The organism is Empedobacter tilapiae (assembly GCF_004785645.1).
In the GTDB taxonomy this organism is placed as follows: Bacteria; Bacteroidota; Bacteroidia; order Flavobacteriales; family Weeksellaceae; genus Empedobacter; species Empedobacter tilapiae.
Map to the genome: position 1 here is coordinate 356,173 of NZ_SRPE01000001.1, position 19,761 is coordinate 375,933.

18 protein-coding genes and 1 tRNA gene are annotated in these 19,761 nt (G+C 31.3%); 9 read left to right on the forward strand and 10 right to left on the reverse strand.

Features of this window, described 5'->3' with window-relative positions; all coding sequences use genetic code 11:
- The first annotated feature begins 13 nt into the window (after positions 1 to 13).
- Genes E4J94_RS01660 through E4J94_RS01670 form a run of 3 tightly spaced genes read left to right on the forward strand, consistent with a single transcriptional unit; the run spans position 14 to position 2,018 of the window.
- Positions 14 to 436 carry a BT0820 family HAD-type phosphatase gene (locus tag E4J94_RS01660; protein ID WP_246034230.1) on the forward strand — a complete coding sequence of 141 codons (423 nt, stop codon included), beginning with the start codon at positions 14 to 16 and terminating at the stop codon, positions 434 to 436.
- On the forward strand, positions 433 to 1,242 hold the full coding sequence (map, locus tag E4J94_RS01665) for a type I methionyl aminopeptidase (RefSeq protein ID WP_135834161.1): 810 nt from the start codon (positions 433 to 435) through the stop codon (positions 1,240 to 1,242). The genes E4J94_RS01660 and map overlap by 4 nt, the downstream gene beginning before the upstream one ends.
- Before the next feature lie 32 nt (positions 1,243 to 1,274).
- On the forward strand, positions 1,275 to 2,018 hold the full coding sequence (locus tag E4J94_RS01670; protein ID WP_135834162.1) for a class I SAM-dependent methyltransferase: 744 nt from the start codon (positions 1,275 to 1,277) through the stop codon (positions 2,016 to 2,018).
- Positions 2,019 to 2,066: 48 nt separating this feature from the next.
- On the opposite strand, the gene E4J94_RS01675 is transcribed toward E4J94_RS01670, so the two are convergent.
- Positions 2,067 to 3,305: a tyrosine-type recombinase/integrase gene (locus E4J94_RS01675; protein ID WP_135834163.1), complete on the reverse strand. Its 1,239-nt coding sequence runs from the start codon at positions 3,303 to 3,305 to the stop codon at positions 2,067 to 2,069.
- 891 nt (positions 3,306 to 4,196) lie between these two features.
- Here E4J94_RS01675 and E4J94_RS01680 point away from each other — a divergent pair.
- Complete coding sequence (locus E4J94_RS01680) at positions 4,197 to 6,011, forward strand: hypothetical protein (protein ID WP_135834164.1); 1,815 nt, start codon at positions 4,197 to 4,199, stop codon at positions 6,009 to 6,011.
- 103 nt (positions 6,012 to 6,114) lie between these two features.
- Positions 6,115 to 6,540, forward strand: coding sequence for a transposase (locus E4J94_RS01685; RefSeq protein ID WP_135834165.1), 426 nt, complete (start codon positions 6,115 to 6,117; stop codon positions 6,538 to 6,540).
- Between the two features lie 430 nt (positions 6,541 to 6,970).
- Here E4J94_RS01685 and polA read toward each other — a convergent pair whose 3' ends face one another.
- Both polA and E4J94_RS01700 read right to left on the reverse strand, forming a co-directional pair.
- Positions 6,971 to 9,808, reverse strand: a complete 2,838-nt coding sequence (polA, locus tag E4J94_RS01695) for a DNA polymerase I (RefSeq protein WP_135834167.1) — start codon at positions 9,806 to 9,808, stop codon at positions 6,971 to 6,973.
- Positions 9,809 to 9,883: 75 nt separating this feature from the next.
- Positions 9,884 to 10,216, reverse strand: coding sequence for a 2Fe-2S iron-sulfur cluster-binding family protein (locus tag E4J94_RS01700; protein WP_135834168.1), 333 nt, complete (start codon positions 10,214 to 10,216; stop codon positions 9,884 to 9,886).
- 145 nt (positions 10,217 to 10,361) lie between these two features.
- Between E4J94_RS01700 and E4J94_RS01705 the strand changes: the two genes are divergently transcribed.
- Positions 10,362 to 11,153, forward strand: a complete 792-nt coding sequence (locus E4J94_RS01705; protein ID WP_135834169.1) for a TIGR00266 family protein — start codon at positions 10,362 to 10,364, stop codon at positions 11,151 to 11,153.
- A 107-nt stretch (positions 11,154 to 11,260) separates the two neighbouring features.
- Complete coding sequence (locus tag E4J94_RS01710; protein WP_135834170.1) at positions 11,261 to 12,706, forward strand: DUF5723 family protein; 1,446 nt, start codon at positions 11,261 to 11,263, stop codon at positions 12,704 to 12,706.
- Positions 12,707 to 12,766: 60 nt separating this feature from the next.
- On the opposite strand, the gene E4J94_RS01715 is transcribed toward E4J94_RS01710, so the two are convergent.
- From E4J94_RS01715 to E4J94_RS01725, 3 genes are all read right to left on the reverse strand, one after another.
- A complete protein-coding gene (locus E4J94_RS01715; protein ID WP_135834171.1) occupies positions 12,767 to 13,819 on the reverse strand; it encodes an NAD(P)/FAD-dependent oxidoreductase in 1,053 nt (350 codons plus the stop codon).
- Between the two features lie 147 nt (positions 13,820 to 13,966).
- Positions 13,967 to 14,040 (reverse strand) — tRNA-Met (locus E4J94_RS01720).
- Positions 14,041 to 14,243: 203 nt separating this feature from the next.
- Entirely contained in the window at positions 14,244 to 15,425 is a 1,182-nt protein-coding gene (locus E4J94_RS01725; protein WP_135834172.1) for a pyridoxal phosphate-dependent aminotransferase, read from the reverse strand.
- A 111-nt stretch (positions 15,426 to 15,536) separates the two neighbouring features.
- On the opposite strand from E4J94_RS01725, the gene tpx reads away from it, so the two are divergent.
- The gene (gene tpx, locus E4J94_RS01730; protein WP_135834173.1) at positions 15,537 to 16,037 is read left to right on the forward strand and encodes a thiol peroxidase; all 501 of its coding nucleotides are present in this window, start codon (positions 15,537 to 15,539) and stop codon (positions 16,035 to 16,037) included.
- Positions 16,038 to 16,089: 52 nt separating this feature from the next.
- On the opposite strand, the gene E4J94_RS01735 is transcribed toward tpx, so the two are convergent.
- The 3 genes from E4J94_RS01735 to E4J94_RS01745 form a co-directional block, all read right to left on the reverse strand.
- On the reverse strand, positions 16,090 to 16,503 hold the full coding sequence (locus tag E4J94_RS01735; RefSeq protein WP_135834174.1) for a hypothetical protein: 414 nt from the start codon (positions 16,501 to 16,503) through the stop codon (positions 16,090 to 16,092).
- A gap of 40 nt (positions 16,504 to 16,543) precedes the next feature.
- Positions 16,544 to 17,434, reverse strand: coding sequence for a 3-hydroxybutyryl-CoA dehydrogenase (locus E4J94_RS01740; RefSeq protein WP_135834175.1), 891 nt, complete (start codon positions 17,432 to 17,434; stop codon positions 16,544 to 16,546).
- An 80-nt stretch (positions 17,435 to 17,514) separates the two neighbouring features.
- Complete coding sequence (locus E4J94_RS01745) at positions 17,515 to 18,519, reverse strand: Gfo/Idh/MocA family protein (RefSeq protein WP_135834176.1); 1,005 nt, start codon at positions 18,517 to 18,519, stop codon at positions 17,515 to 17,517.
- Positions 18,520 to 18,590: 71 nt separating this feature from the next.
- Between E4J94_RS01745 and E4J94_RS01750 the strand changes: the two genes are divergently transcribed.
- A complete protein-coding gene (locus E4J94_RS01750; protein WP_135834177.1) occupies positions 18,591 to 19,238 on the forward strand; it encodes a protein-L-isoaspartate(D-aspartate) O-methyltransferase in 648 nt (215 codons plus the stop codon).
- Positions 19,239 to 19,289: 51 nt separating this feature from the next.
- Here the strand turns inward: E4J94_RS01750 and E4J94_RS01755 are convergent, their stop codons facing one another.
- Complete coding sequence (locus tag E4J94_RS01755; RefSeq protein WP_135834178.1) at positions 19,290 to 19,757, reverse strand: PepSY-like domain-containing protein; 468 nt, start codon at positions 19,755 to 19,757, stop codon at positions 19,290 to 19,292.
- Between the last annotated feature and the right edge of the window lie 4 nt (positions 19,758 to 19,761).

Consider the following 19,761-nt stretch of genomic DNA (forward strand, 5'->3'; position numbering starts at 1 on the left):
ACTTAATATAATAATGATTAATAAGATTATTGCAGTTGACTTTGATGGAACAATTGTAGATGATAAGTACCCAGATATTGGGAAAGCAAAAATTTTTGCTTTTGAAACTTTACGTCAATTACAAAATGACGGCTATCGACTTACATTATGGACTTATAGAAGTGGAAAAGCATTAGATGAAGCTGTCGAATTTTGTAAAAACAATGGTATTGAATTTTATGCAATTAACAACAGTTTTGAAGGAGAAGATTTTGATAAAAATACTCAAAGTCGAAAAATAAACGCTGATATCTTTATCGACGATAGAAATTTAGGTGGTTTTCCAGGGTGGAGTGATGTATATCAAATCATTACAAAAAAGATTGAATTGAATTTACATGATAATGGACAAAAAGCTCCTGAGAAGAAAAAGAAAAGAGGATTTTTCGGATTATGATACATTTAAAAAGTAAAGAAGAATTAGAACTAATGTACCTAAGTGCTCAATTGGTTTCAAAAACCTTGGGTATGTTAGCCAAAGAAGTAGTACCTGGTGTTACAACCAACCATTTAGATAAATTAGGAGGCGAATTTATTCGCGACAACGGTGGATATCCTGCATTTTTAGGAATGTATGATTTTCCTAAAAACCTTTGCATCTCTCCAAACCAACAAGTCGTTCATGGTATTCCAAACGATAAGCCTCTTAATGAAGGTGATATTGTTTCAGTAGATTGTGGTGTTTATATGAACGATTTTTATGGCGATCACGCTTATACTTTTGCAGTTGGTGAAGTAGATGCTGAAACTGATAAATTACTACGCATCACAAAAGAGTCAATGTTCAAAGGAATTGAACAGATGAAAAAAGGTAATCGTGTAGGTGATATAGGTTTTGCAATTCAACAATATTGTGAAAAAGAAGGTTACGGAATTGTTCGTGAATTAGTGGGACACGGGTTAGGTCGTAAAATGCACGAAGAGCCACAAGTTCCGAATTATGGACGTCGTGGATCAGGTAAAAAAATTGAAGAAGGAATGGTTTTAGCAATCGAACCAATGGTAAATATGGGAACTGAAAAAGTTTTCTTTCATCCTGACGGTTGGACTGTTACAACTAGAGATGATAAATATTCAGCTCATTTCGAACATGATGTTTGTGTTGTAGATGGTGAACCAAAATTATTATCAACTTATCAGTTTATTTACGAAGCATTAGGAATCGTATCTGATGAAGAAAAACCTTTTTTATTCAAACTTTAAAAAAATTTGTGAAAAAGCTTTTAAAAAAAATCATGAATATTCTACCTCGTCCATTGTTGATTCAAGGTAGTTATATTATTCGTCCAGTTTTGGTTTGGTTTATGAAAGGAAATCGTTTCGTAGATCCAATTGATGGACAAGGTTATTACAGTTTATTGCCATATGGTTACGAAAAACAGCGTGATAATGTGCTTTCACCTGGAACTTTTTCATTGGAAAGACATCGTTTAATGTGGTTGTACCTAAAAAATGAAACGTCTTTTTTTATTGAAAAGGCAAAAGTTTTGCACATTGCACCAGAGCAATCTTTTATCAAGCGTTTTCGTGCAATGAAAAACATAGAATACATCACAAGTGATATAGAGTCGCCTTTGGCAGATGTAAAAGCAGATATTTGCGATTTACCTTTTGGTGATGATACATTTGACATCATTTTTTGTAATCACGTTTTGGAACATATTCCTGATGATCACAAAGCTATGAGCGAGTTATTTCGCATAATGAAATCTGGAGGATGGGGAATTCTGCAAGTTCCAATTTCATATCAACGAAATATTACATACGAAGATCCTACGGTTACAACAAAAGAAGAACGTAAAGAAAAATTTGGACAATACGATCATGTTCGTGTCTATGGTTTAGATTATTATAAACGTTTGGAAGATGTTGGTTTTATTGTAGAAAAAGTAGATTACACGAAACAAATTTCTTCAGAAGATGTTCAAAAATATTGCTTAGAAAAAGGTGAAATTTTACCTGTCGTTAGAAAACCTTAATTATATACTAAAAAAGAGATTGTTATAAAAAATAACAATCTCTTTTTTTTAGTTTTCTTTTCGTTCCTTATACATTTTATCAAAATAATTTCCTAAGGACAAAACCCTACTTGCGTCTTCCATGTTAATATATTTCAAAAACATTTTTTCTGTACTATGTCCTGTTGCTTCCATTAACAATGGTGTTGGTATTTTCCCATAAAAATTAGTCGCAAAACTACGTCTACCTATATGACTACTTAGTAATTTCCATTTTTCCGTTTCAACCTCTTTAGTTCTATGTCCTAATCTTTTTCGAGCTTTAATTAATTCATTTAAATTCGCTAGTTTCGCAACTCTTCTTATTCCTATATTATAATGTTGAATATCCATCATTTCAGGAAAATTATTTCCATTTCTAGAAATAGTATTTAAAACAGTAGGATGAAGGGGTAACAAAATATTCTTTTTGGTTTTTTTCTGAACAAATCCTATGCATTTCTTTCCATCAATATTTTTCAATTGAAGATTATTAAAATTAATAAAATCTGAAAAACGTTGACCTGTATAACAACTAATTAAAAGCCAATCTTTGGCTGCCTTTAAATCTTCAGGAACTTCTGTAGATTTTATCTGCATCAATTCATTTTCGGTAAGTGTTATAATCTTTCTTCTTTGCACTTCTCTTCTCATTTCCAGTTCTCTTACATTTGTTCTGATCCCTTTTCTTTCAGCAAAGTTTAAAATTGTCTTTACAAAATGAATTGTTCTGTATATTGTATTTTCACTATACTCTTCTTTTTTACCAAATATCACAAAGTTTTTTATAAAATCTGAATCTATATCTCTTATATACAATACCTTACAAGACGATCCTTCGAATCTCTGTATCATTCGAAAAAAAACGTTGTAACGTTTAAATGTTGAAAATGAAATAAGTTCTCTTTTTGAAGTAATGTACCAATTCATATAATATAAAAGTGATCCTTCTGAAAAAAAAGGTTCTTCTTGAGAACATATTTTCTTAATTTCTTTTGATATAGTTCGTTGTATAGAATATTTTTTATCCTTAAGTTTTGTATCAACAAATTCAGTAAGCTCTTTCTTTATATTATCTAGTTTATTATTTATTTTTTTATTTTCTTTTAAATAAATATTTCTTGGACGTTGTTTTTCTTTATCCCAATCCTCCTCTTTTATTTTTAGTGAAGTTCTAAAATTATAATCAATTTTCTCTCTTTCATCATAAATGTTTAAATTAATATTTTTAACCATTCCTTTTTGAGAAAGAGTAAATTTAAATACCATACCTACTTTTTTAAATATCTAATAAATAGGCGAATATATAAAAAAAAAGTAGTCCTATCTAGACTACTTTATCTGACAAATCTAAAAATATTTTTTGAAGAAAAAAACTATTAACTAACTGTTTTTAAAAAAGTTAATAAATATCATTACTTCATTACATAAAAAATTAATTGTATAAATAATTCTAATTCTCTCATTCCACAAAACATATTACCCTGATTTAAAATAATATAAGAAATAAAAATAGTCTAGATAGGACTACTATCAAAAAACAACCTTTAAGACCTAAAACATGAAAACTATAAAGAATCAATATTTCTTTATGAGCAGCTATATACTGTTCTCGTTTTTATGTTCATTAATTTCTTCTTCTATTTACAGCCAAACAACTGAGGATAAAATTGAAAATAACCCAACTTATATATATATTATTAAAGGAACTTTAACTGTTAATATTGAGAATATTAGTAACGTTAAAATTGTCCATCAAAAACAATCCAATTCTATAAAAGAGGAAAAGCTCGTAAAAAAGTTCAAATCAAAAAAAAGAAAACAAAAAGAAAGAACTAATACAATTGTTAAAAACAAAAAACATATAACTCCTTTTTTTTTATTAGATAAAAATCAAAGATCAAATTATTCTATTTCTTCTTTTAATAGAAAAAATATCATTTATAACAACGTCAATTATAATCAACATACTATTCTTCTAAAAAAGAGTAAAGAAATAAAGCATTTTTTTTATTATCAAAGAAATGATTTTGAATATAATATTCATCTAATTGGCTATCTATGTACAAATCTTCATAGTATTCGACCTCCACCTTTATTTTAAATAATACATCATTATTCAAATATTTAAAAATAACCAATATAAAAACCCTTAATCAAATGAAAAAAATATATGCATTTGTATTGATACTAATATTTACTAGTATTAACAGTATCGGTCAAGTAGGAATAAATACTGACCAACCGAATATGAACACACTCTTACATGTTTCTGAAAAACAAAATGAAACAGATCCAAGTAATCAAAACAAATTAAAAGGAATTTTGATTCCGCGTTTAACAGAAATAGAAAGAGATTTATTAACATATGAAGATCCTTTAACTAATCCTAAAGTTTTAAAATTATTTCAAACAGATAATAGTTTACTTATTTATAACACTACAGAAGATTGTTACAATTATTGGAATTATCTTGAACAAGAATGGAAAAGTTTATGTGGTAAACTAGGTAAAGCTGAATTTAGTTTTGATTGTGCTCAAGTTCAAGTGAGAGGCACATACATAGAAGGTAAAGAGTTAACAACATCTAATTTTTTGAATATTCCTATTATCGTTACAAAACCAGGAGAATATGTAATAACTGCTACAACAGAAAATGGCTATAGCTTTACAACATCTGGAACTTTTCTTAATATAGGTAACTATACTGTTCAAGTTCAAGGACAAGGTACTCCTTTAGCTGTACAAAAAGATAACCTTTCTATAAGTGCTAATGGAATTGATATAAATTGTACTCCTCCTGTGCAGGTTGAAGTATTAACAGCAGCTGCAACTTATACTATAGGATGTAAAAGCATAAAAGTAAATGGCGTTTACAAATCTGGAGTGCCATTGACTAGTACTAATACAATTACTGTACCTGTAACAGTTACTAATCTTGGTAGCTGGGAAATGAAGACTAATACTGTTGATGGTATTTCTTTTAACGGTTCGGGGACATTTACAACTACAGGAACTCAATATGTAACATTAAATGGTACAGGAACACCAACTTCTGTTGATTTAAAAACTTTAACCTTAATACACAATAGTGATGGATTAGAAAATTCAAGTTGTCAATTTAAAGTAAGAATCGTTATTCCAAAGAAAAGAGTATTAGGTATAGGATTAGCAACTACTTATGGTTATAATATTTCAAATAATAGACCTTCAAGAACATTATTAGAAAAGAACACCAATTTTGGAACATTAGAAAATAGTGTAGTTGCATACGAAGGATGGGATGAATTTATTAATGGTTCAAATAATCCTAGTGCAACTCAATTACAGAGTTGGTTATTAGGACCAAATCCTATTGATATAGTTGTTATTGGGTATTCATATAACATGAATCAGGCTGAGGCTGATGTTTTTTTAGAATACTTAAAACAAGGTGGGGTATTAATTGCTCATACTGAAGGTGCATCAGGAAATCAAATCATGATGAGAACAATTTTTAACGATCCTACTCTTACTCAACAAACTACAGGAGGGACAGGAGATGGAAGAACATATACTTTACCTATTTTTGACGATCCTATTGTAAATGGTCCTTTTGGCGATTTAAGAGGAAAAGTATGGGGGGATGATGCTACTGATGCTGTATATTTCACAAATATTCCTACAGGAGATATTGTGCCATATTCAAATGCTATGAATGCAAATAATAATACAGGAGCTGTAGCCAATTCAATAACAGCTTTCCGCCATAAAACATTTAATTTCATTTGGATTGGAGAAGGAGGTTTCACTTCTCAATCAGGTGATGCTACTGCAATATCAAGCAATATAATATGTCCATTTATACTAGATAGTAATGATTTTCCTGTTGCAAAAACAACATATGCAAGACCTGTATATAATTCTGTTTTTTTTGCTAATACAATGGCATGGGCAATAGAGCAAGCAGAATTTAATGGAATCAATACAAAATAGCATTTAAAATGATTGCTAATTTATTCATTCAAAAATTACAAAAGCGGGATAGCAATATCCCGTGCTTGTAACCAATTAAATCCTAACTAAATATTCTAGACTCATGAACTTCAAGAATATTCATATCGGGCATCTCATTAAACAAAGAGTTAAAGAATGTCAGATAGAAAATCCTAGAATTTGTAATTTCTTAAAATGCACAGAAGAAGAAATTCAGGAAATGTATCAGGCTGAAAGTTTAGATTCAAAGGTTATTTTGTTGTGGGCAAAACTACTGGAATATGACTTTTTTAGAATATATTCTCAGCATCTCATTCTATATTCACCTGCTAACTTAGATTATATTAAAACCGATGAGAAAGAAGATACTTCTTTACCTAGATTTCGAAAAAATATTTACACAAAAGAAATCATCGGATTTATCTTAGAGCAAATAAACTCTAAAAAAATGACGAAAAGGCAAGTAATAGAACGTTACAAAATTCCTAAAACCACATTATACAAATGGCTTAGTAAATACAACCAATAACTTAAAAAAAACAATATGAATTCGCCCAACTATAAAATCATTTATTTTGATATTATAAATCAAAAACATCCCGAAAAATTGGATCAATGCATTGATATTCTAAACAAAAAAAAACTAAATTCAATAGATATTATTGAACTTAATAAAAGAATTTTTCCTAAACAAGATACAGAAACGGAAAAATTTAATCAAAAACAACGCTCTTACTCAAAAAACGATATTATTTATATCCTTCAATTTCAAAAAAAATATCATCTAAATAATTCGCAAATCGCAAGCAAATTTAAATTAAGTAGAAACACTATTGCGAAGTGGAAAAAAATGTTTGTATAAATCCAATTAACAATTAACTCTTTTAAATTAAAAATTATAAAAAATAAAAAAACGCCACTTATAAGAGTGGCGTTTTAAACTATGTAATATTTAAATTTTAGTGTGCTTCTAACCAATTCGCTCCTACTCCGACTTCTGCAATTAACGGAACATCCATTTGCATTGCCGCTTCCATAGTCGATTTGATTAATTCAGATACTTTTTCCACCTCATCTTTCGGTGCATCAAAAATTAACTCATCATGCACTTGCAAGATCATTTTGGTTTTGTAATTTTTCTTCAATTCTTTCTGAATTTGAATCATTGCCATTTTCACGATATCCGCTGCAGTTCCCTGTATTGGCGCATTTACCGCATTACGTTCAGCATGTGAACGTACGACAGCATTTCTCGAATTGATATCTTTCAAATAACGACGACGTCCCATCAAGGTTTCTACAAAACCTTGATCACGAGCGACCTCAACTTGTTTTTCGATATACGCTTTCAACGTTGGATACGTTTCGTAATACGCATCAATCAATGCTTTTGCTTCTTTACGCGAAATATTCGCTTGATCTGCCAAACCGAAAGCCGAAACACCATAAATAATTCCGAAGTTTACTGTTTTCGCTTGACTACGCTGTTCACGCGTTACCTCATCCAGCGCAACATTGAAAACTTTTGCTGCCGTAGAAGCATGAATATCTTCTCCATGTTTGAAAGCCTCTACCATTGCAGGATCTTGTGACATTTGCGCAATCAAACGCAATTCAATTTGAGAATAGTCAGCAGAAATAATAACATGATTTGCGTCTCGTGCAACAAAGGCTTTACGAATCTGCTGACCTTCTTCTGAACGAATTGGAATGTTCTGTAAATTTGGATTAACAGAAGATAAACGTCCCGTTGCAGCAACCGTTTGCGCATATGTTGTATGAACACGACCAGTTTTTGGATTAACTAATTCTGGCAATGCATCAATATAAGTCGATTTTAATTTTTGTAATTGGCGATACTCTAAAATATCATTGATAATTGGATGTTTATCTTTCAGTTTCGATAAAATTTCTTCTCCTGTTGCGTATTGTCCTGTTTTGGTCTTCTTCGCTTTTGGATCTAATTGTAATTTATCAAACAAGATTTCTCCCAATTGTTTTGGCGAATTAAGATTGAATTCTTCTCCAGCATCTTCCTGAATTTTTGCTTCTAATTCTCTTAATTTCGCTTCATGTTTTACTGAAAGTTCTTTCAAAAACGGAACATCCAAATTAACACCTTCCAATTCCATATCAGCCAAAACTTGCATCAAAGGCATTTCAAGATCAGTGAATAATTTGTGTGTATTTGCTTTGATTAATTCTGGTTCGAAAATATTTTTCAACTGATTTGTAATATCAGAATCTTCAACTCCATATTCTGTTTGCTCCATTAACGGAACATCACGGAAATTCTTTTGATTTTTTCCTTTTTTTCCAATCAAACTTTCAATTGAAACGGGTTGATAACTCAAATAAGTTTCCGACAATACGTCCATATTGTGACGCATATCTGGATTAATCAAATAATGCGCAATCATCGTATCAAAGTTTTGACCTAAAACAACAATTTCATATTTGTTTAAAACTTTGATATCATATTTTAAATTTTGACCAATTTTCGAAATTGATTCATCTTCAAAAAATGGTTTAAATTCATTAATAATTGTTTTTGTTTCTTCGAAATCTGCTGAAAAAGGTACATAATATCCTTTTCCTTTTTCCCATGAAAATGAAATCCCAACCAATTCTGCATTCAAAGCATCCAAAGAAGTTGTTTCCGTATCAAACGTCACTTCTTTCTGCTTTAAAATATTTCGTAACAAAATTTCTCGACCTTTTTTTGTATCGATTAATTGATATAAATGATTCGTCGATAAAATATCTGTAAAAGCAGAATTTTGAGGAATAATCTCTTCATCAGAAGTAAAATCAAACAAAGATTGTTGCGCAGTTTGCACTTGATTAGACGAAACCTGACTTGCCGCAGAAATTTCTTCCTGTGCTTCTTTTATTATCCCAGAAGCATCCAAACCATAAATTCTGTAAACCGTTTCTAACATTCGGCGGAATTCTAATTCTGTAAAAAGTTCAGTTACTTTTTCAATATCTGGTGGACAAACCGTTAAATCTTCTTCATCAAATTCAACTGGAGCATCAGTAATAATCGTTGCTAATTTTTTCGAAAGAATTCCAAGCTCTTTATTCTCTTCAATCTTTTCTTTAGCTTTCCCTTTTAATTTATCTGTATTAGCTAAAAGGTTTTCCAATGATCCAAATTCTTTCAAATATTTACTTGCCGTTTTCGCACCAACACCTGGTAATCCTGGAATATTATCCACAGCATCTCCCATCATTCCAAGATAATCGATAACTTGAATAGGATCATCTATTTCAAATTTTTCTTTGACTTCTTCAATTCCCCAAATCTCAACACCTTTTCCATTTGCAGCAGGGCGATACATTTTGATATTTTCCGTTACCAATTGTGCAAAATCCTTATCAGGAGTTACCATATAGGTTGTATAACCAGCCTTTTCCGCTTTTTGCGCCAAAGTTCCGATAACATCATCTGCTTCGTAACCTTCAGCAAAAAGTACTGGAATTTTTAACGCTCGTAAAATATCTTGAATATAAGGAACTCCTTGACGAATAGCCTCTGGTGTTTCATCTCGATTTGCTTTATACTCAGGATAATCTACAGTACGAACTGTAGCTTGTCCTACATCAAAAACAACGGCTAAATGTGTTGGTTGTTCACGACGAATAACATCAAACAGAGAATTAGCAAATCCCATAATTGCTGATGTATTAAATCCTTTCGAGTTGATTCGTGGATTTTTGATAAATGCATAATATCCTCTAAAAATTAAGGCATAAGCATCTAACAAAAAAAGTCTTTTATCTTCTTGATTCATATAATTTTCGTTATGCGAAAAGCGATGAGCGTTAAGCGAAAATTTTCGCAAACCGCTAACCGCAATACGTTTATCTTAATATTCTGGTGCTAATTCAATTACCAATCCATCCATTTCATCTGAAAGATGTAATTGACAACCTAAACGAGAATTATCTTTTACATTGAATGCTTCTGCAAGCATTGCATCTTCATCAGGAGTCATTTCTGGTAATGGAATCTCAGGCGTTAATACATAACACTGACATGATGCACACATCGCCATACCACCACAAACACCTATTGTTCCTTCTGGTGCTAATTCATATGCACGAACTAATTCCATAATATTCATATTCATATCAGTAGGTGCATCAACTTCATGAGAAACACCTTCTCTATCTATAATTGTAATTTTAATATCTGCCATAACACTTTTTCAAGATAAACAAAAATACGGATTGTTTGTTTCTCAAAAAAGAATATACCTCATTGGTTTATATTTAATATTAATTTTAAATAAGATCTGTTACAAATTTATCATTTCAACGACAAATCCTAAAAAACACAACATAATGAACGCACACGAAATAGATTACAAAATTTACGGCGAAGAAATGCAATTTGTCGAAATTGAATTAGATCCACAAGAAACTGTTGTAGCAGAAGCAGGGAGTTTTATGATGATGGATGATGATGTAAAAATGGAAACTATTTTTGGAGATGGCTCTCAGCAAAATGGAGGTCTTTTCGGAAAATTATTAAATGCTGGTAAGCGCATGTTAACAGGAGAAGGTCTATTTATGACTTCCTATACAAACTATGGTCAAGGTAAAAAGAAAACTGCATTTGCAGCTCCATATCCAGGTAAAATAGTACCAATAGATTTACCAGAAGTAAATGGGAAATTTATCTGTCAAAAAGATGCTTTTCTTTGTGCTGCTAAAGGAGTTTCGGTTGGAATAGAATTTAATCGAAAACTAGGAACTGGACTTTTTGGAGGGGAAGGTTTTATTATGCAAAAATTAGAAGGCGACGGAATGGCTTTCATTCATGCTGGCGGAACATTACACCGTCGAGTTTTACAAGCTGGTGAAGTTCTAAAAGTTGATACAGGTTGCATTGTTGGTTTCGAACAATCTGTTCATTACGATATCGAATTTATTGGCGGAATAAAAAATACATTTTTTGGAGGCGAAGGTATTTTCTTTGCGACTTTAAGAGGGCCAGGAGTTGTATATATTCAGTCTTTACCTTTTAGCCGTTTAGCAGATCGTATCATTGCTCATGCACCTTCTGCGGGTGGTTCTTCTCAAGGTGAGGGTTCTATCTTAGGAGGTTTAGGAAGACTAATTGATGGTAATTAAAATTTTAAAATGAAAAGAGTTAAAAAAATAAACTCTTTTCATTCTAATACGAAAAACCGTAATTATTTTCCATTGATTTTTCTTATTTTTAAGAAAAATTTCATCTTTTGAAAAAACTGTTACTAATTGTTATTTTTTGTTCAAATTTAATCTTTGGACAAAATATATTATCATTTAGCAATGATCAATATAGCGGAATTAATGGTTCCTTATTTTCTCCAACAACCTCTTATTTCAATCCTAATAAATGGGATGTAAATATTATTTCGGAAGATATTCTACTTACAAATGATTACGCATATATTTCAGATCAAAACATAATAGGTTTACTAAAAGGTGAAACAAAAACAGCAAATTTAAAAGCAGGTATTAGAGGAGAAACACATTCTAATATTCTAGATTTCACTACTAAAAATTCAGTTTCTTATCATCTAGAAAATGACATATTAGGACCTTCTATATCTTTTAAAAAGAAGATTAATAACCAAACTTTTAGACTTGGTTTTTTTTCTCGTTTGAGAACTCAAGGTTCTATAAAAGACTTGGATAATTATTTTCGTTTTAGCAACCAAAAAGAATTAGAACCTCGAAATTATACTTTTGAACCTAATAAAACTAATGCAATGAATTGGGGTGAGTTTGGTTTAAATCTATCTACAAATTTACATACAACAAATACATCTGAACTTATTATTGGAACTAATATTAAATATCTTTTAGGTTTGGATGGTGCTTATGTTAAAAATAAAAGTGCCATAAAATTAGAGGCAATACCTACTTCTACAAGTACAATTTCCAATCCTGATGCTGATATTTACGCTTCTGGTTTTGATATTGAAGCAGGATATTCAACAAATTATGATTTTGATCGTGATCAATACATTCTTCGCAATAGAGGAAATGGAATAGGAATAGATTTAGGAGTTTCATTTGTGAATAGAAGAATAAATGATGAACTATATGATTTTAAATTTTCAGCAAATTTATTAGATATAGGATTAGTAAAGTTCAAAGGGGAAAATCATCATTTTTATAATCCTTCACAGAAAATTCAAATTAGAAATAATCCGAATTTAGATGGTGTTCAATTTGAAAGTATAGACCAATATTTACGACTTCTGAGTAAAGAAATTTATGGGAATGAAATTCAATCTAAAACTGAAAATAATTTTTCCATTGGCCTACCAACAAGTTTACATCTTAACCTGAGTAAAAAAATTATCGAAAATCATTACTTAAATTTCAATTTGATACAACGAATGCCAATTTTCGAAAATAGCTTGAAGCGTGTCAATGTGCTTCAAACTTCTTATACTATCCAAAAAGATGGATTTGGAATTGGCCCTTCCCTTTCTATCTATGATTATGAAAATGTAACGTTAGGTGGTTATGTAAGAATTGGACCTTTAATTTTAGGAAGTGATAATGCAATTCCTATTCTTTTTAAACAGAAAAAATTGACATCTGCTAACTTTTATTTCGGGTTAAAATTATATCCTTTCTGGGATAGTGAAGCTAAAAGACGAAGTCGTGAACCTTGTGAATGTGAATAAAAAAACCTTCTATGTAAACGTAAACATAAAAGGCTTAAAATATTTTTGAGTATTTGAAAATTAGTCAATAGCTTTGACAACCGCTTTTTCAGCTTCTTTTCTTGTCCCATCAAAACCATCAACACCAGAAACAGTTGTGTATTTTAAGACAAATTTTTTCCCAGGATTCATTCTATTGTAAACAGACTGGCACATTAACGTCGCTTCGTGGAAACCACATAAAATCAACTTCAATTTTCCTGGATAAGTATTTACGTCACCAATTGCATAAATCCCTTCAATATTCGTTTGATAATCTAATGCATTATTTACTTTGATTGCATTTTTCTCTATCTCCAATCCCCAATTTGCAATTGGACCTAATTTTGGAGAAAGACCAAATAATGGAATAAAATAATCAGTTTCAAGCTCAAAAGTTTCACCTTCTTTTTCAATTACCAAACTTTCCACTTTTCCTTCACCTTTAATTCCAGTAATTTCAGCAGGAGTAACCAAATTAATTTTTCCAGCTTTTTTCAATTCAATTACTTTATCAACAGAATCTAACGCTCCACGAAACTCGTTTCTTCTATGAACTAAAGTGACTTCTGCAGCAACATCAGCCAAGAAAATTGACCAATCCAAAGCAGAATCTCCACCTCCAGCAATCACAATTTTTTTATCACGGAACAATTCAGGATTTTTTACAAAATACTCCACTCCATTTTCTTCGTATGCTTCAATATTTTCGATAATTGGTTTACGAGGTTCAAAAGAACCAAGACCTCCAGCAATTGCAACTGCCTTTCCTTGAACTTGCGTTCCTTTATTTGTTGTGACAATAAAAGTTCCGTCTTCTTGCTTATCAATTGTTGTAGCTTGCTCATTTAGAGTAAAACCTGGCTCAAATTGTTTAATTTGCTCCATTAAGTTGTCAATCAATTCACCAGCACCAACAGAAGGATAACCAGGAATATCAAAAATCGGTTTCTTTGGATACAATTCCGTCAATTGTCCTCCAGGTTGAGGAAGTGCATCAATAATATGGCATCTCATTTTTAATAAACCTGCTTCGAAAACGGCAAAAAGACCAGTTGGCCCAGCTCCGATTATAACTATATCTGTTTGAATCATTTTTTAAATTTTATTTAGAACGTTACTAAATTGAATGCAAATTTAATGAATTTGAACAGATTAATCGATGATTATCATCAGAAGTCTAATAATATTTATTGATAATAAAAAAGACAAATTCAATAATGAATTTGTCTTTTGAAGTTGTAGCGAAGAGCAGAATCGAACTGCCGACCTCAGGGTTATGAATCCTGCGCTCTAACCATCTGAGCTACCTCGCCTTGTTTTTAGTGGTGCAAATATAAGAGGTTATTTTCGATTAAAACAAATCTTTTTTGAAATATTTTCAATAAAAAGTCGCTTAAATAGGCTAATCAATTGAATTTCATTAAAATTAAAATCACATTTTTTTTAAGAAAATATCATCCTCAAAAAAATCCTCAAGCAAAACTTGAGGATTTTGATATTTTATCTGCTTTTCTACTTACGCTAAAGCATTTTTGATACGTGTCATTGCTTCTTTCAACTCTTCTACAGACGCAGCATACGAAATACGAATACAATTTTTAGATCCGAAAGCCGAACCTGAAACAACCGCAACTTGCGCATGCTCTAATAAATATAAAGCCAAATCATCTGCATTGTTAATTGTAACACCATTATACGTATTTCCGAAAGTTGCCGTAACATCTGGAAATAAATAGAAAGCTCCTTTTGGTTCGTTCACTTTGAACGTTGGAATTTCTCTTGCCCAACCTAACATCAATTCGCGTCGCTCTGCAAAAGCATCAACCATGTATTGAACTGAGCTTGGATCTGCTTCTAAAGCTGTAATTGCTGCACGTTGTGCAATAGATGTTGCTCCCGAAGTCACTTGCCCTTGTAATGTTTCGCATGCTTTTGCTAACCAAACTGGCGCTCCAATGAAACCGATTCTCCAACCTGTCATCGCAAAAGCTTTTGCTAAACCATTTACAGTTACTGTTTGGTTATAAACTTCTGGGAAAGATGCTATCGAAACATTTTTTTCTCCGTAAACAATGTGCTCATAAATTTCATCCGAAATAATAATTACATCTGGATATTTAGCTAAAACAGTTGCTAAACCTTGTAATTCTTCTCTTGTATAAACTGATCCTGATGGATTACAAGGAGATGAATAAATAATTGCACGCGTTTTATCTGTAATTGCAGCCTCTAATTGTGCTGGTGTAATTTTGAAATCAGCTTCTAAAGTTCCTTCCACAAAAACTGGCGTTCCTCCTGATAATTCTACAATATCTGAATAAGAAACCCAATAAGGAGTAGGAATAATCACTTCAGTTCCTTCGTCTACAATTGCTTGTAAAACATTATAAATAGATTGTTTTGCTCCTGTAGAAACTACAATCTGGTTTGCTGTATACTCAATATTGTTATCACGTTTAAACTTCTTACAAATCGTTTCCTTCAAATCTTCATACCCAGCAATAGGAGGATATCCAGAATAATTTTCGTCGATAGCTTTCTTAGCTGCCTCCTTGATAAAATCTGGTGTATTGAAATCTGGTTCTCCAATACTTAAACTAATCACATCTATTCCCTGTGATTTTAATTCTCTTGCTTTCGCAGACATTGCAATAGTTGCAGATGGTTTCAAATTCTGTAAACGCTTTGAAAGTTGCATAATATTTGTGTGTTATTTGTAATGTAACAATTTATTGTTGCGAAGATACTTTTTTCTCCGTAGAATTTTGTTACTTTTAATGATTAAAAATCTAGAATAAAACAAAAAATTATGACTGAAATTACATTCAAAGGAAATCCTATTCATACAGGTGGAGATTTACCAACAGTTGGTGAAAAAGCCCCAAGTTTTGCTTTAACAGCAGGCGATTTAAGCGACAAAACATTGGCTGATTATGCTGGAAAAAATGTTGTTTTAAATATTTTCCCAAGTGTTGACACAGGTGTTTGTGCGCAATCTGTACGAACATTTAACAAAGAAGTTTCTTCTGCTGCAAATACAGTTGTGTTATGTATTTCGAAAGATTTACCTTTCGCTTTATCTCGTTTTTGTGCTGCCGAAGGTTTGGATAATGTAGTAACTTTATCTGATTTCAAAAATGAAGAGTTTGCAAATGCTTATGGTGTAAAAATGGTTGATGGACCATTAAATGGATTATTATCTCGTGCTGTTGTAGTAATTAACCCAAATGGAGAAATTGCTTATGCAGAACAAGTTCCTGAAATTGGACAAGAACCAGATTACACGCATGCTTTAGCAGCAATTAAGTAATCAAAATAGTTTTCAAAATAAAAAGCGTTACCCGAAAAGTAACGCTTTTTGTTTATTTCCCAACTAAAATCACTTCTTTAGAATTTATCCGAATAACTCTTTCACTTTCAAAAGTAAAAATTAAGTCATCATTTTCATTTGGATATTCTTTATCAACTAATGAATAATTTTCATCACGTAAATTAGAATCTAAAAATGTAATTCCAGATAAACATGAATCGTCTTCAATATATTCTTCAGAAGGTTTAATTTGTTTTAGATATGTATAATTATTTACTAAAAAATATAAATCATTATACTTCATTTTTTTAATAGTATTTTCTTCTATTTTGACAAAATGTATTTTAATACTTTCATCTGTCACCTCCAATTCATTTGAAATAAAATCATAACAATTATGAAGATCTATTTCTTCATTCTCAAATTCAATTTCTGTAAAAGAAATAATTTTAAAACTTGTTTTCATTAGATTAAATTCCCAATTAAATCAATAGTTAATCAACTAATTACTTTGCAAACTGAGCAGCTAATTTTTCTGCTTTCTTCGATTCAGAATAATCATAGAATCCTTCTCCAGATTTAACTCCTTTTTTACCTGCTGTTACCATGTTTACTAATAATGGACAAGGCGCGTATTTAGGATTTTTGAATCCGTCGTACAACACTTCTAAGATTGATAAACAAACATCTAAACCAATAAAATCAGCTAATTGTAATGGCCCCATTGGGTGAGCCATACCTAATTTCATTACTTCGTCAATTTCTTTTACACCCGCAACACCTTCATATAAAGAATAAATTGCTTCGTTAATCATTGGCATTAAAATACGATTGGCAATAAAACCAGGATAATCGTTCACTTCAACCGGAACTTTTCCTAATTTTTCTGACATTTCCATAATCGCTTTCGTTACTTCGTCTGTTGTATCGTAACCGCGAATAATTTCGACCAATTTCATCATCGGAACGGGATTCATGAAATGCATTCCAATCACTTGTTTTGGACGACTCGTAATAGACGCAATTTTTGTAATCGAAATAGAAGACGTATTTGACGCTAAAATTGCATTTGCAGGCGCAGCTTCATCAATTTGTTTGAAGATTTTCAATTTCAAATCTAAATTTTCTGTTGCAGCTTCTACAACTAAATCAGCATTTTTTACCGCTTCAACCGTATCTGTAAATGTTGTAATATTATTCAAAGTAGCTGTTTTATCAGCTTCAGAAATTTTCTCTTTTGCGATCATACGATCTAAATTTCCAGCGATTGTTTTCAATCCACGATCTAAACTATCTTGAGAAACGTCAACTAAATTTACTGCAAATCCTGATTGTGCAAAAACGTGAGCAATTCCGTTACCCATCGTTCCAGCTCCAATAACTGTAATATTTTTCATCTTTTTGTATGTTTGTTTTTATTATTTATTTTTTTCGTGATTCGAAGCTCGTTTTGCGTTTTCCGAAATTCGTACTTCGATTATTCTTTCTCAATTGTTTGATTTTTGATGACTAGTTGCTCTTTTTCAAAATAAGCAATGATCTCCAATGCAACTTTCAATGCATTTCGTCCATCTTGTAACGAAACTTTAATTGGTGAATTATTCACAATAGAATCTGCAAAACTTTCTAATTCATCCAAAATTGCATTATTTGGTAAAACTTCAGGATGTTCGAAACAAATTTCTCTACGATCTCCTTTATCATTTTCCAAAATCATGGCAAACTCACTTGGATTTTCTGGTGCTTTGTGCATTTTAATAATTTCAGTCTTCTTCGTCAAGAAATCAATTGAAATATACGCATTTCGTTGAAAAACACGCATTTTTCGCATATTTTTCATTGACATTCTACTTGTTGAAACATTAACCACACAACCATTCTCAAACTCAATTCGAGCATTTGCAATATCAGGCGTATCACTAATCACCGAAACTCCAGACGAATGAATTGATTTAATTTCTGATTTTACAATCGATAAAATCACATCCAAATCATGAATCATCAAATCCAACACAACAGGAACATCTGTACCGCGCGGATTAAATTCTGCCAAACGATGCGTTTCGATAAACAATGGTTCTTCAATAAAAGGTGCAGCTGCTGTGAATGCAGGATTGAAACGCTCTACGTGTCCAACTTGAGCTTTCAGACCTTTTTCATTTGTCAATTTCAACAAATGATCTGCCTCTTCTAAGGTATGCGTAACTGGTTTTTCGATGAAAAAATGTTTATTTTTTTCGATCACTTTCAATGCAACTTCATAATGTGATAAGGTTGGTGTTACAATATCAACAACATCAACAGCATCAATTAATTCGTCCATCGAACTAAAATATTTATACCCAAATTCAGCTTCAACTTTCTTTCCATTTTCTTCAAAAGAATCAAAGAAGCCAATTAATTCGTATCTTTCCGATTGATTTAATAACTTTAAATGGATTTTTCCAAGGTGCCCAGCACCGATCACTCCTACTTTTAACATTTGGTAGATTTTGCCGTTAAAATTAATGAGAATAAGTTGTATTTAATGCATTTTTGTAAAAATTTTGGAATATGTCTGTAGACGATTTTAAACACAGAGGACGACGCAAAATGTTAGTTGATTTGTTGCGCTCGAAAGGAATTGAAGATGAAAACGTGTTGGAAGCTATTAATTTAGTACCACGACACTTATTTTTAGATAGCGCTTTTACGGAATTTGCATATCGTGACGAAGCTTTTCCGATTGCTGCTGGACAAACTATTTCGCATCCGTTTACAGTTGCTTTTCAGACTCAATTATTAGATATTCAACCAAAAGAAAAAGTCTTAGAAATTGGAACAGGTTCTGGTTATCAAACTGCGGTTTTGGTTGCATTGGGTGTTGAAGTTTTTACGATTGAAAGACAAAAAGATTTGTTTGATTTCTCTAAAATCATGTTAAAGAAAATCAATTTCGAGCCACGTTATCAAACGTATGGAGATGGTTACAAAGGTTTACCTTCTTTTGCTCCTTTTGATAAAATTATTGTAACAGCGGGTGCGCCAGAAATTCCAGAAGAATTAAAAAAACAATTGAACATTGGTGGAATAATGGTCATTCCTGTTGGTGAACAATCGCAACGAATGATTGTCATTATGAGATTATCAGAAGACCAATTTGAGCATTACGAATTTGGAGATTTCAAATTTGTACCAATGTTAGAGAGTCGAGATAAATAAAAAAATCCAACTAAATTTAGTTGGATTTTTATTTACTTTCTCGTTAATATTTTAAAGTTTTACTCTTATAAATTCTCCATTAGAATTAAATACCAAGTCAAGATCATTGGTTAATTCAACTTCAAACCCATCGTACTTTTTTTCTATTTGATTAATTTCTAAAGAAGGATAGTTTGTTTTGACATAAAAGACAATCGAAGGTAATATAAAACCTGTTGGAATAGGACGATTTCCTTCTGCTTCAACTTTTAACCATGTTCCGTTTTGATCAAAATCAACTTCATCTCTGTTAATAAAATCAACTTCGTACATCGTTCCATCTACTTTTGCTGGACTATGTTTTTCTATTTTTTCTATTTCTACTCCAGAAAAATATCTATCTACAAATTTTTGTGCTTCAGTAGGAAGATTATTCAATTCTATTAAATGAAATGAATTAGTATCATCATCATTACTGCAAGATACTGTCGCAAAAGCAAATACAGAAAATAGGCTTGTTCCTAAAATTATTCTTTTCATATTA